This is a genomic window from Alphaproteobacteria bacterium, assembly GCA_035625915.1.
Taxonomy (GTDB): domain Bacteria; phylum Pseudomonadota; class Alphaproteobacteria; order JACZXZ01; family JACZXZ01; genus DATDHA01.
Window position 1 is genome coordinate 1 of record DASPOR010000063.1, and the last position, 12,572, is coordinate 12,572.

Here is a 12,572-nt window from a genome sequence, read left to right on the forward strand (position 1 = left end):
AGCAGAATTCGATATATTTTATAATATTAACCATTGAACTCCCGAGGAACAGCGATGTGCTCCTTTCGGCATGGACAGCTTGTCTGGAACTCCGAAAAAAACGGTACATGAACGAACCTCTTATTCGCGAGCTGAGCGAGGCAGAATTTGAAACGGTCAGCGGCGGCGGCGCGCGGGGCACTATTGGCGGGGCTCTTGCCGGCGGCGTTGCTGGTGCGGCCGTGGCGAGCGCTGCCGGCGGTTTAGTTGCAATACCGTTGGCGATTGCGATCGGCCTGATCTTTGGCACCCCGTGGGGTGATGGGCGGTGGCAAGCCCCCGATAACGCGGGATCGGTCGACGGCTGAAGATAATGGTATCTCGGGGCATTCTCCGTGCTTGCTTCAGCGAGGCGAAAATGCCCCGTGCCCCGTGACCGTCCGGGCGGTCGTTCCCTCTTCGCCAGCGCCGTAGTATCGTCGATGGGGGTTCGCTTCGGCGCGGGGATGCCATGCCCACCTCCGGCGGGGACCGAAAGGGGATCAAGATCTATCGCCGCGGGACGCACCGGACCTCGGCGCCCGACGACACAATCGCGCGCGTGCGTCCGCTCATGGACGCCTTCGGCATTACGCGCATCGCCAATCTTACCGGCCTCGACCGCGTCGGTATTCCCGTGGTCATGGTTTGCCGGCCCAATGCGCGCTCGAGTGCGGTATTCCACGGCAAGGGTCTCGAGCTCGCGGCGGCGAAGGCTTCCGGTCTCATGGAAGCGATCGAGACCTGGCACGCTGAGAATGTCGATCTCCCAGTGCGTTACGGAAGCTTTGCCGAGCTTCGCAAGAGCTATGCCCTCGCCGATGTTGGCGCGTTGCCCCGCGCACCGTCAGGTCGCTTCCATGACGACCTTCCGATGCTTTGGGTCGAGGGACACGATCTGATCGGCGGCGAGGATACTTGGCTGCCTTACGAAATGGTGCACGCGAATTCGACCCAGCCAGACCCGCCGGGTAGCGGGTCTTTCGGGGCGAGCACAAATGGCCTGGCCTCCGGCAATCATCGCTTGGAGGCGATCAGCCACGCCCTCTGCGAGGTAATCGAGCGTGACGCGACAAGCCTGTGGCACGCCAGTTGCCGCGAGTTGCAGGATCGGAGGCGCCTCGATCTTGGCAGCGTTGACGACGCCGCCTGTAAATCAGTCATCGATGCAATCACCGGTGCAGAGTTGGATGTTGCCGCCTGGGAAACGACGACCGACGTCCGGGTGCCGGCCTTCCAGTGCATGATTGTGGACCGAACTGGTGAGATCGGTCATGTCGGTCACGGTGCCGGATGCCACCCGACACGCGAGGTCGCACTGCTGCGCGCCCTGACCGAGGCGGTGCAGGTCCGCACCACCTATATCGTCGGATCCCGTGAGGATATCGAACATGCCGACTACCGGGCCGCGACGATCGAGATGCGCAATCGTCGGGCGCACACTCTTATGCGTTCCGCCGAACCGACGCATAGCTTTATGTCCGTCGGGCGGTTTGAATTCGACGATTTCGAAGCCGAAATCGCGTGGCTCGCAAGCCGCCTCGAGATTGCGGGGATTCGACAAGCGATCTTTGTCGATCTGACCCAGGCGGCCCACGGCATATCCGTCGTCCGTGTCGTTGTTCCCGGTCTCGAGGGCTCCGATCATCACGCTGGCTATGTCCCGGGGCGACGCGCGCATGCCATGGAGGCGCGCCGCACGTGAATGACATTGTGTTCGTTGGCCCAACGCTTCGTCCCCACGAGATCGCCGCCGTTAGCGACGCGATTTGCCTGCCGCCGGTCGCACAAGGCGACGTATTTCGCGCCGCGCGTCGCCAGCCGTCCGCAATCGGAATTGTCGACGGTTATTTCAGCGGAGCGCCCGCGGTCTGGCACAAGGAGATCTTGTGGGCAATGTCCCAGGGAATACGCGTTTACGGCAGCGCGAGCATGGGCGCACTCCGCGCGGCCGAACTGCATCGCTTCGGGATGCACGGCATCGGCCGCATCTTCGAGGCGTTTCGCGACGGCATTCTCGAGGACGACGACGAAGTCGCCGTCGTTCACGCCCCGGCCGAACTCGGATTCGTGCCAATGTCGGAGCCGATGGTGAATATTCGCGCGACACTCGCTGAGGCCGAGGCGAATGGGATATTGAGCGCCTCGTCGCGCGGCAGGCTCGAAACCTTCGGTAAGTCGCTTTTCTTTCCTCGACGGAATTGGCCAACCGTTCTCGCGCAGGCCGACAATCTCGGCATTCCAAAAATCGAGGTCGAAACATTTCGCGATTGGTTGCGCGGCGGAGCTGTCGATCAGAAGCGCGATGACGCGCTCGAGATGTTGGCGTTCATGGCCAAGCCGTCGGCCAAATCGAAACCATTCGGAGCCGACGCCCCTTGCGCCAATTTCCGCTTCGAGTGGACGCACTTTTGGGACCAGCTCGTGGCGCGTCACGGTGGCGATGCCGGTGGAGATCCTCCGGCACTCGTGCCACGCGAGGCCGTCATCGAGGAGCTGCGCCTTGAAGGCGAGGAACCTTATCGGGATATGAGGATGCGGGCGCAGTTACGCGCATTCGCCGGGCGCGAGGCGCGGCACCAGGGTATCGAGGCGTCGCTTGATGCAAAGCGCGCGGCATTGACGCGCGTGCGCCGTGCTCTCGGTCTTTACACGCGGGACCAGCTCGATGAATGGATGGAACGCAATCATCTCACGAATGCAGGCCTCGAGCGCCTCATGGGAAATTATGCGACGTCCGGTGCGGTCCTCGGCGTTGCAGATACGACGATCGAGGCGCACCTGCTCGACGAGCTGCGCCTGGACGGCGCCTACGAGCGCCTTGCGGCGCGCGCAGAAGAAAAGCAGGCGACGCTTGCATCGCGTGACACCGGCGCCGTGATGGTTCCGCCGAGTGTGGAGCTTCGGCTTTGGTATTTCGCCAATCGATTAAGGCGGCCCATGCCCGAAGATTTAGGGGAATTCGCAAGCGAACTCGGATTTTCGGATTTGGCAGATTTCGATAGTGCGCTTCGCCGCGAATGGCTATATTTGCGAGCGAAGTCTTAAAGAAATCCGGCGCAAGACCTGGACGCAACGAGAAGAACGTGCGCTTGCGGGGGGCGCCATGCGCGATCGAGGTCCGGGCGGCACGAGGTTCAGGCTATTCCCTCGGCCTCCCTACGCCCAGCCGGGGCGGTTGCCAGATGTCGTCTATATTGCCACTCCACCGGGCTCGATCGGGCCGGGGCCGTCGGATGATCGTATCTACCTCATCGATCCAATCGGGAAGCGCCAACCTTACGGCATGATTACTGGCCCGTACGGAACACCCCACTTCGACCTGCCGCCTTGGCGCGGTGCGATCCGCCGACCGGTTATGCCAGATGCGGACGGTCATTTCGACCATATCCCCTTCGGCACGCCGGAGTTCGAGCAAGCGCATGTTTTCGGCACGATCCGATTCACATTGGCCGTGTGGGAACGTTACTTTGGCCAACCGATCCAATGGCACTTCGTGCGTGACTTCGATCGCCTCGAGGTCGTCATGTTGCCCGCCTTCAACAACGCCCATGTGGGTTACGGTTTCATGGAGGTGGGCGCCCATCATGGCGGCGACGGTGTTACGGTTCCCTATTCGCTCAATTTCGACGTGGTCGCCCACGAGCTTGGTCATTTGATCATTTACGGCACCATCGGCGTGCCCACCAAGGCGACCGAGGACGGTGAATATTTTGGCTTTCAGGAGGCGGCCGCCGACACGACGGCGATGATTGCCGCCCTACATTTCAATTCCCTGGTCGAGCATCTTCTCGAAGAGACCCGCGGCAATCTCTTCAGCTATAACGAGCTCGACCGTTTCGCAGAGCTCTCGCCGACGGAGCAAATCCGCCTCGCGAGCAATTCCGTGAAGATGTCCGAATTCGTCGGCGGTTGGACGGATGAGCATTATTTGTCGCAGCCGCTCAGCGGCGCCCTCTTCGATATCCTTGTCGACATGTTCCAGGAAAATCTTGTCGAGCGTGGGCTGATCCGGCGTGCATTCGCGGATCTCAGCGACCGTGTGCGCGACCGTCCTGAATACGCAGCGGCAATCCAGGGCGAGTACGATGCCGCCTATGTCGGTGAAAGCGAGGGATTTCGCACGGCACTTCTCGATGCGCGCGACTATTTGGGCATCGCACTTGCGGAAACCTGGAAGCGCTTGTCGCCCCATTTTTTGACGTACGATGAAGTCGGAAACATCTTGCTCGCGGTCGACCGTGCTCTCAGCGGAGGCCGGTATCGGGCGGAGATAACCGAGAGCTTCGATTGGCGGGAAATCGGCATGGTCAAGGTCGGGCCGCGTCTGGCCCCACCTGATGAGAAGAGCCACACACATTCTGCGCGCACGCTTTTGCCGGGTGTGCGCCGTCGACTGCCGAAGATGTCATTTCGTGAGCGCATGCTCATCGCGCGCGGGGCGCGATGAATCGATCATAATCAAATGGGGGATAGGACATGGCTGAGACTCTATTAACTCCGACAGGGATCAAGCTGTACGGCCGGCTTGTGACGGAAATAGCGCTCGTAAAGGAACGGGTGGTGGACACACCGCCGAGAGTTGGTGCGAACAGGTTCCTTGAGGAGCAGCTTAGGAACAAGGACGCGACTCTCGCCCGCATTTACAGCTTCAGCTATCAGGGCGCTTACTACGATCTGCCTCAACCCACTATTTTTTTGGTGCATACCAATGGACAACCGTTGAGGGGCGACTCTGCCATATTCAACACGATCGGGCCGCCCGCTGCCGATGCCAGCAGGCGCACCGATCTGGATACTTCCGGTGTCATGGCGAGGGAGTGGGAGTTTAGTCAGCCCTCAGATGGAGACATCAGGGTGTGGGAGTACGACAAGGGCGATTTCTCGCTCCGAATGACCGTTGACGCTGGGACCTTCGAGCAAATTCTGCTCGACGCCACCGCGCGCGGTGGGGCCCTTTCGAGTGGCGCGGACCTTCGCAGCGGCGCCGACTTGCGCAGCGGTGCCGATTTGCGCAGTGGGGCTGACCTTCGGATTAGCGGCGCCGATCTACGGAGCCGACGTTAAAAGTTCAGGGGCGGCCCGGCGGCATGACTTCGACGGCTGGGACCCGTGCGTGTCACGGCTATGCCCGCCACGGCCGGCCATGGATGTCCAGCAAAGCGAACACGTGGAAAGCCGGTTTCCGGCGTTCGTCCGCCCGCGCTATAACGGGACGGTGTGTCAACGATTGGCAACGCACCACAAGTGAACGCCCATGCCGCCGCGTCAGGGTCAGCGGCCTTTTGGCTTTTCCGGCAACCAGCGCAGGTGAAGCCTTTCGTCATCCTCGCCAACGATATGAAAGCCAAGCCGACGGTAAAGGGATAAGGCGGGGTTGCCCCTGATCACATTGAGCGCGATCGGTTTTCTCATCCTGCGGGCGCGTTTCTGCAACGCTACGACCAGTGCGCGGCCGATTCCACGATTGCGGTAGCGACCGACAAGGTAGAGCTGATGAAGATGAAATCCATCCCCGCCTTCCGAGATCTGCATCCAGCCAATGTCGGCGCCGTCCGAATGAATCACCTGCGCCTGGTCGGGCTTGAATACCGCATCGAACCGCGACTTTACCCGTCCTTCGTCCCAAGTGCCGAGTGCCGTGAGGAGCTTCTTGCGGCTCTCAAGATAAAGATCGGCAGCAAAATCATGGTCAGCCGCCTGCGCCGGACGAAGCGATATCTTCGGCGGTTTGATCGATTTGCTCGCCATATCGTTCATGGACTCAGCACGATTCGTGTCTTATCGCCGACGTTGAGCCCGCGCACCGTTCCAGCACGGCGTTCCGCTCGCCTCGGCAACCCCATGTGCGCGTTGCCGCTCGTCCGGATCGCATGGAATAATGGGCCATGACCAGCGAACGCGCAATTGGCGCTTCAACGCCATCGAAGGCCACGGGCCGGTCTCCCCCGCCACCCGGTCGGCGGCGTCTCGCCGCCGTCATGTTCGCGGACATGGCCGACTACAGCAGGCATATGGAGGAAGAAGAGGAGCTAAGTTCCGCTCAAGTCGTACGGTCCGTCGAGCTCTTCAAGTCTTTGATCGCCGATTATGGCGGGCAGGTGAAGAACGTCGCCGGCGACGGTATCCTCGCGCTTTTCGAAAGCGCCGAGCAAGCGCTTCGCTACGCCATCAGCATCCAGAACGAGTTTCGAGATCAGGCCGTATGGTCGGACGGCGAGCCAGTTCGCTTTCGGATTGGACTTAACTTGGGCGAGGTCACCGAAACCGACGGCAATGTCCAGGGTCATTGCGTGAACGTGGCGGCCCGGCTCCAGGCCATGGCCGAGCCGGGAGGCATCCTCGTGACCAGCGCCATCCTGGATGCGGTACGCGATCATTCGAACATTTCCCTCCACCCGCTCGGGCGTCAGACGCTCAAGAACATCGCCGAGACTATTGAGGTGTTCGCCGTCGCACGCTCGGGCCAGCCGGTTCATGGCAACTCTGAAAACATCCGGGCCGCACCGGCGGCCGACGCGTTGCGTCAACCCTCGATCGCCGTACTTGCACTCGACAACCTGTCCGCCGAGCCCGCCAATCACCATTTGTGCGAAGGTATCGTCGAGGACATCATCGCCAATTTAAGCCGCTTCCGTAGCGTCACGGTCATTGCGCGTCATTCGGCGTTCCTTTTTCGCCGTAATGCCAGTCCGGCGCGCGAGATCGGTCGGCGTCTGGGCGTGCGCTATCTACTCGGCGGCAGCCTCCGTCGCGCCGGCAAGCGAATGCGCATCGCCGTCGAACTGGTCGACGCGGAATCCGAGAGCGTCATATGGTCCGACCGATTCGATATCGGAATGGAGGACGTTTTCGATCTTCAGGACGAGATTACAAGCGCCGTCGCGTCACGCTTGGCCATCCAAATCGATTTCGCCGAGAGCCGCGAAGACGTTCAGCGGCCGAGCGACATGCGTGCCTACGGCTTGGTCCTTCGCGGCCAGCATTTGATCTTGCATTACACGAAAGAGGCGAATGCCCACGCGCGCCGTCTCTTCGAGGAAGCGATCGAGATCGCCCCGGACTACGGCCGTGCTTACAGCTCGATGTCCCGAACCCATAATCTCGACTGGCGCTATACGTGGTCGTCCGATCCCGATGCGTCCCTCGACGCCGCCGTGGAACTGGCGCGCAACGCAGTCCTGCGCGATCACCTCGATGCTCGGGGTTATGCGGCACTGGGGCTTGCCAACCTTTACAAGAAGCGGCATGACGAAGCGCTTGCCGACTATGCGCGGGCGATCGCGCTGAACCCGAATGACGCCGACATCCTCGCCGAATACGCCGATGCGTTGGTCTATGTCGAGCAGCCAACGCGTTCCATCGAACTCATGGAAAAGGCGATGCGCCTTAACCCATATTACCCGGATTGGTATCTGTGGTATCTCGCCGATGCCTACAACGCCATGGGACGCCCGGCCGACGTGATTGCGACGATCCAGCGGATGCAAAACCCGAACGAAGGCAGACGGCTGCTCGCCGCCAATTACGCCCAGCTTGGCATGATGGACGAAGCGCGCGCCCAAGCGCGAGAGGTCATGCGGCTCCATCCCGAGTTCACCATTGCACGCTGGCGTCATCGCCCGCCCTATCGCGATCAGGCAGTCCTCGAGCGATATATAGGATTTTTGCGCAAGGCGGGCCTGCCCGATTGAACGGACGGTCGTGTCCGGTTGTACGCGACCGCAGAAACGAATTCATCGCGCACGGACCGCTTTGGAATATTGGGGTGCCGATGGCCAAACGATCGAGCCGAGCATGCCGAAACTGACAAGGGTTCCGTGGCGCGGTGGAACGGGCCGCGCGTTCGATTTTTTCGCTTTTCCCCTCCCCTGCGTACTTCGGCCAAATCTTTTTGGCGTGTACATTTTTGCAAGGCGCGAGGGACAGGATTGGCAGGCCATTTTTATCGGCCAGCACAAGAACCTTCGCGCCGCGGTGGACGACGGTCAACGCGATCCGTGCATCCTGCAAAAAGGATCGTCCCATGTGTTCGTGCGCGATAAGGAGGCGAGCGAGCAAGATCGCATTGCCCTGGTGCGCGATCTGCTTGCCGGACATCCCGAAGCCTTGGCGCCCCACGGCTGCACACCTAGCGACGGAAAGTGAAAAAGGCGGCAACGGGACCGCATCCCGCAACCCGCCATAGCCAGCCGCTCGCTTCAGGCGCCGTTCAGACTCACATTTGCCTTTCTGCCGATCGCCCAGACCGCGGCCTGAGTCCGGTTAGCGACCCCGATTTTCTGGAATAGCGCCCTGAGCAAAGCTTTAACCGTGCCGTGCGTCACGTTGAGTTCATGTGCGATCATCTTGTTCGAATGGCCAGCGGCGAGGCAGCTCAAAATTCGCGCATCGCGTAACGACTCGGGATTCTTCGCGCCCTCAATCAAGAAGGCCCTACTGGTCATTGCCTTTCCCGCAAGGCCCAAGATCGCCGCCGCCGGAAAAATTCGCTCGCCCGACATCACCAAATCGAGCGAACCGATCAATACGGCCGACGAAACGTTCAAGGTGAGCCACGCGTCGATGCCGAGCTGGAAGGACTCGAGTACGAACGCGGGTTCGATTGAAGGATCGGCCTGCACGACGAGTCGGCTCTCCGGGAACGCCTTTCGGAGAGCATTGAGCGATTCGCTCCCCTCCATGGCGTCAAGATGGAGACCGTAGATTACAAGCTGCGGTGATGTCGCAAGAGGCGCTCTTGATAACGCCAGTGCCACACTATCGGCCTCTGTGGCGACCGAGTAGCTACTATGCCGCAGCATGATCTTGATCCCCTCTCTGAAGAGGGAACGGCTATCGATCAGCAAGACGTTGACGGGCGGCTTTCGAATGTGCGGTCCGGGCGCGCGCGTTTCTGCCTTGGGCGGATGCAGATAGGCGATCCTCGCGGCCGGAGCGCCCTCGCGTTCTTGCTCTGCGAGACGAAGTTCGCGCAAGTCGACCCGGCCGGTTCCCGCAAATTCCGTCGACGTGAACATGCTTCCCTCCACCAACGTCTGCGCACCGCCGCCATTTTCCCGCAATGAAGGGCGGCGGTTGTGTGATCCATTTCACAGCGCGAAGAATGGATCGCACCTGGCGTCCTGGAGGGTTCGACTCCGTACAAGTGTTTGTGAAGTCAACGGGATGCGACTGTGTTCGCTCCGGCAGAGGATGCGATTTCGGCGACAAGCTTTTTGGTGATTGCCTGTGCAAAGCTATCGAAGCTGTCGATGGACAGAACGAATGACCCAGGTCCGCCGATGACCCGGGTGCGATAATATTCGCCGATGCCGCCGACGGGCTGAACATGACCGATGAATCCGGGGGCGGGGTGTTCGTTGACGATGGTAAGCCCGTTGATGGTGACCTTGGCCTTTACGGCGTCGTCGCGGGAATATTCAACCGGCCGGCCGCTGTTGTTGTCTCCGTCGCCCGAGACGTCGATTACCCTGCGTCCACCTTCAAAACCACTTTGGGCAAAGTGCTGCACGGCGAAGTCGATTGCCGAACCTATCGCCGTTGCATCGGCGAAGGAGCGAGGCGCTTTGCGCAGGATATTGGCGAACACCGTCGCGGTTTCACCGTCGTCTATCACCATCCAATCGGCGACAACGCGCTGCGCCTTGGGACCCGACCACTCGATGAAACTTACGGCAATCGCGTGATGGGGACCTGCCTGTATCGCCTCGAGGACTCGCGGATCGGTGATTGCCGAAGCATATCCCTCTCGTTGCAAGCGGAATTCCTCGTTATCCACGCTGATTGAGACGTCCGCCGCGAGGATAAGCTGAAGGTCGACCACCTCGGCGCGCGCAAGCTGAATGGTCGTCGACATCGACGCCGCGAATAGGACAGTAAAGAGCGCAATCCGCATCGTCGCCACTCTCCGCAAAGGCACATTACACCCGCCGACGGCACTTCGCCACTCCGTGCATGCGCGAAGGGCCCCTCACTCCCCACCTACCCTGGGTTGACCCTGGCCGGCGGCGAGGATAGTAAAGGTGCCGCCAAGACGATTCCGCGCGTCCGCGATTTCGTTTCGGGACCCGCGACGAATCAAATAACGAGGGAATTTCCGGGCGATGTCAGTCGTCGTACGCTTTGCACCCTCACCGACCGGCTTTCTCCATATCGGCGGTGCGCGCACGGCACTTTTCAACTGGCTCTACGCCCGACACACGGGCGGCAAATTCCTGCTTCGCGTCGAGGATACCGATCGTGTTCGTTCAACCGATGCGGCCAAAGCTGCAATCCTCCAGGGATTGCGCTGGCTCGACCTCGGTTGGGACGGCGACGTGCTCTACCAGTCCACGCGTGCCGCAAGACACACTGAGGTTGCCCTCGAACTTCTGGCCAAGGGACGCGCCTACCGCTGCTATTGCACGCCCGAAGAACTCGCCGAGCGCCGCGAGAAGGCTCGCGCCGAGGGTCGGCCGCTAAGCTACGACCGTAAATGCCGCGATCGAAAGGACGTTCCGGGAAACGTTCCGTCGGCCATAAGGCTTAAGGCTCCGCTCGACGGCGAGACCGTGATCGACGATCTCGTTCAGGGTTCGGTTCGCGTCGGAAACGAGCAGCTCGACGATATGGTTCTTCTGCGGGCGGACGGCTCGCCTGTGTACATGTTGTCGGTGGTCGTCGACGATCATGACTCGGGTGTTACACACGTGATTCGCGGCGACGATCATTTGACGAACGCGTTTCGCCAGACCCAGCTCTATCGGGGCATGGATTGGGAGGCTCCGGTTTTTGCGCATATCCCCCTCATTCATGGACCCGATGGCGCAAAGCTTTCGAAACGGCACGGTGCGCTTGGCGTCGAAGCCTATATCGAGATGGGCTATCTGCCGGAGGCGATGCGCAATTACCTGATGCGTCTCGGTTGGGCGCATGGCGATGACGAAATTATTTCGACCGATCAGGCAATCGCCTGGTTCGATATCAAGGATGTCGGTCGCTCGCCGGCTCGTTTCGATTTCGCGAAACTCGACAGCTTGAATTCTCATTATTTGCGCCAAGCCGACAACGCGCGACTTGTCTCGCTCGTGCGCCCTTTCCTCGCCAAAATCGTTGGCGCAGCGCCCGATCCAGAAGGCGAGGCGCGTCTTTTACGCGGGATGAGCGGCCTCAAACAGCGCGCACGCACGCTGAGCGATCTCGCGGCAAGTGCTGCCCTCTACGTACGCCCCCGCCCGATTCCCCTCGATGCAAAGGCGGCTGCCATTCTGACCGCCGATGGGCGGGCGCGCCTCGGCCGCCTGGCGCAACATCTCGCCACCCTTGAAAAGTGGAACCAAGCAGCGCTGGAAGCCACCGTGCGGGCCTTCGCCGAGAGCGAGGGGGTCAAGCTCGGCGATGTGGCGCAACCGCTTCGTGCGGCGTTGACGGGCTCCACGATCTCGCCTGGAATATTCGAAGTCATGGAGACGTTGGAAACTGCCGAAGTTTTAGGCAGAATCAACGACATCGCTCCGCACTCTTAATTCACAAGGCTCCATTGAAAACCGGTCATAAGCGACCTATTGTGCATTGCAGAGAGCACGTGGTCCCGCCACATATTTCAGCAAGAGAGACATGCCCATGAGCCAGGTCAAACCCGCGACGAAACCGTCCGAGGCGATGACACTCTCGGACACGCTGACCAACAAGTCCATAAGCCTGCCCGTCATGGACGGCACGGTGGGACCGAAGGTGATCGATATCCGCAAGCTCTACAGCGAGCTGGACATGTTCACCTACGATCCAGGGTTCACCTCGACGGCGAGTTGCGAATCGAAAATCACATTCATCGATGGCGACCAGGGTGTGCTCCTTTATCGCGTCTACTCAATCGAGGAGATCGCGGAAAAAAGCGACTTCATGGAGGTCTCGTATCTTCTGATGAACGGCGAGTTGCCGACGGCCGCGCAGAAGAATCAATTCGTTCATGACATTACCTATCACACGATGGTGCATGAACAGCTCATTCTGTTCTTTCGGGGATTCCGGCGTGACGCACATCCGATGGCGGTAATGTGCGGCGTCGTAGGCGCGCTGTCGGCCTTCTATCACGACAGCACCGACATCAACGATCCAAGACATCGCATGATCGCGTCGTATCGCCTCATCGCGAAGATGCCCACCATCGCGGCGATGGCTTACAAATATGCAATGGGCCAGCCCTTCGTGTATCCGCGCAACAACTTGAACTACGCGGAGAACTTTCTGCATATGACGTTTGCGGTGCCGGCCGAGGACTACAAGGTCAACCCGATACTTTCCAAGGCATTGGATCGGATCTTCGTCCTCCACGCCGACCACGAGCAAAACGCATCGACGTCGACCGTGCGGCTTGCGGGCTCGAGCGGGGCCAATCCCTTCGCGTGTATCGCCGCGGGCATCGCTTCGCTATGGGGACCGGCTCACGGTGGGGCGAATGAAGCCGTCCTCAACATGCTCCGTGAAATCGGCAATAAGGATCGAATCCCCGAGTTCATCAAGCGCGCAAAGGACAAAAACGACTCGTTCCGCCTCATGGGTTTCGGGCATCG

Annotated in this window: 12 protein-coding genes; 9 read left to right on the top strand and 3 right to left on the bottom strand. The window is 60.4% G+C overall.

What is annotated here, in order from left to right:
* From VEJ16_05710 to VEJ16_05730, 5 genes are all read left to right on the top strand, one after another.
* Nucleotides 1-347, top strand: a 347-nt coding sequence (locus VEJ16_05710) for a hypothetical protein (protein ID HYB09144.1), incomplete at its 5' end; no start/stop codon positions are given.
* 143 nt (nucleotides 348-490) lie between these two features.
* Nucleotides 491-1,723, top strand: a complete 1,233-nt coding sequence (locus VEJ16_05715; protein ID HYB09145.1) for a YcaO-like family protein — start codon at nucleotides 491-493, stop codon at nucleotides 1,721-1,723.
* On the top strand, nucleotides 1,720-3,066 hold the full coding sequence (locus tag VEJ16_05720; protein ID HYB09146.1) for a TfuA-like protein: 1,347 nt from the start codon (nucleotides 1,720-1,722) through the stop codon (nucleotides 3,064-3,066). The genes VEJ16_05715 and VEJ16_05720 overlap by 4 nt, the downstream gene beginning before the upstream one ends.
* 58 nt (nucleotides 3,067-3,124) lie before the next feature.
* Entirely contained in the window at nucleotides 3,125-4,468 is a 1,344-nt protein-coding gene (locus VEJ16_05725) for a hypothetical protein (GenBank protein HYB09147.1), read from the top strand.
* 29 nt (nucleotides 4,469-4,497) lie between these two features.
* A complete protein-coding gene (locus VEJ16_05730) occupies nucleotides 4,498-5,085 on the top strand; it encodes a hypothetical protein (protein HYB09148.1) in 588 nt (195 codons plus the stop codon).
* 207 nt (nucleotides 5,086-5,292) lie between these two features.
* Here VEJ16_05730 and VEJ16_05735 read toward each other — a convergent pair whose 3' ends face one another.
* Entirely contained in the window at nucleotides 5,293-5,778 is a 486-nt protein-coding gene (locus VEJ16_05735; GenBank protein HYB09149.1) for a GNAT family N-acetyltransferase, read from the bottom strand.
* Between the two features lie 128 nt (nucleotides 5,779-5,906).
* Between VEJ16_05735 and VEJ16_05740 the strand changes: the two genes are divergently transcribed.
* Together VEJ16_05740 and VEJ16_05745 are read left to right on the top strand one after the other, a co-directional pair.
* On the top strand, nucleotides 5,907-7,712 hold the full coding sequence (locus VEJ16_05740; GenBank protein ID HYB09150.1) for a tetratricopeptide repeat protein: 1,806 nt from the start codon (nucleotides 5,907-5,909) through the stop codon (nucleotides 7,710-7,712).
* A gap of 103 nt (nucleotides 7,713-7,815) precedes the next feature.
* Nucleotides 7,816-8,166: a hypothetical protein gene (locus VEJ16_05745; GenBank protein ID HYB09151.1), complete on the top strand. Its 351-nt coding sequence runs from the start codon at nucleotides 7,816-7,818 to the stop codon at nucleotides 8,164-8,166.
* A 53-nt stretch (nucleotides 8,167-8,219) separates the two neighbouring features.
* On the opposite strand, the gene VEJ16_05750 is transcribed toward VEJ16_05745, so the two are convergent.
* Both VEJ16_05750 and VEJ16_05755 read right to left on the bottom strand, forming a co-directional pair.
* On the bottom strand, nucleotides 8,220-9,038 hold the full coding sequence (locus VEJ16_05750) for a response regulator transcription factor (protein ID HYB09152.1): 819 nt from the start codon (nucleotides 9,036-9,038) through the stop codon (nucleotides 8,220-8,222).
* A gap of 140 nt (nucleotides 9,039-9,178) precedes the next feature.
* A complete protein-coding gene (locus VEJ16_05755) occupies nucleotides 9,179-9,916 on the bottom strand; it encodes a DUF1194 domain-containing protein (GenBank protein HYB09153.1) in 738 nt (245 codons plus the stop codon).
* 208 nt (nucleotides 9,917-10,124) lie between these two features.
* On the opposite strand from VEJ16_05755, the gene gltX reads away from it, so the two are divergent.
* Both gltX and gltA read left to right on the top strand, forming a co-directional pair.
* Nucleotides 10,125-11,525 carry a glutamate--tRNA ligase gene (gene gltX / locus VEJ16_05760; protein ID HYB09154.1) on the top strand — a complete coding sequence of 467 codons (1,401 nt, stop codon included), beginning with the start codon at nucleotides 10,125-10,127 and terminating at the stop codon, nucleotides 11,523-11,525.
* A 97-nt stretch (nucleotides 11,526-11,622) separates the two neighbouring features.
* Nucleotides 11,623-12,572: citrate synthase (gene gltA / locus VEJ16_05765; protein HYB09155.1), on the top strand; the 950-nt coding region annotated here is incomplete at its 3' end.

Coding starts and splice junctions, on each gene's coding strand:
- VEJ16_05715 (HYB09145.1), top strand. CDS start 491: ATGCCCACCTCCGGCGGGGACCGAAAGGGGATCAAGATCTATCGCCGC.
- VEJ16_05725 (HYB09147.1), top strand. CDS start 3,125: ATGCGCGATCGAGGTCCGGGCGGCACGAGGTTCAGGCTATTCCCTCGG.
- VEJ16_05730 (HYB09148.1), top strand. CDS start 4,498: ATGGCTGAGACTCTATTAACTCCGACAGGGATCAAGCTGTACGGCCGG.
- VEJ16_05735 (HYB09149.1), bottom strand. CDS start 5,778: ATGAACGATATGGCGAGCAAATCGATCAAACCGCCGAAGATATCGCTT.
- VEJ16_05740 (HYB09150.1), top strand. CDS start 5,907: ATGACCAGCGAACGCGCAATTGGCGCTTCAACGCCATCGAAGGCCACG.
- VEJ16_05745 (HYB09151.1), top strand. CDS start 7,816: ATGCCGAAACTGACAAGGGTTCCGTGGCGCGGTGGAACGGGCCGCGCG.
- VEJ16_05750 (HYB09152.1), bottom strand. CDS start 9,038: ATGTTCACGTCGACGGAATTTGCGGGAACCGGCCGGGTCGACTTGCGC.
- VEJ16_05755 (HYB09153.1), bottom strand. CDS start 9,916: ATGCGGATTGCGCTCTTTACTGTCCTATTCGCGGCGTCGATGTCGACG.
- gltX (HYB09154.1), top strand. CDS start 10,125: ATGTCAGTCGTCGTACGCTTTGCACCCTCACCGACCGGCTTTCTCCAT.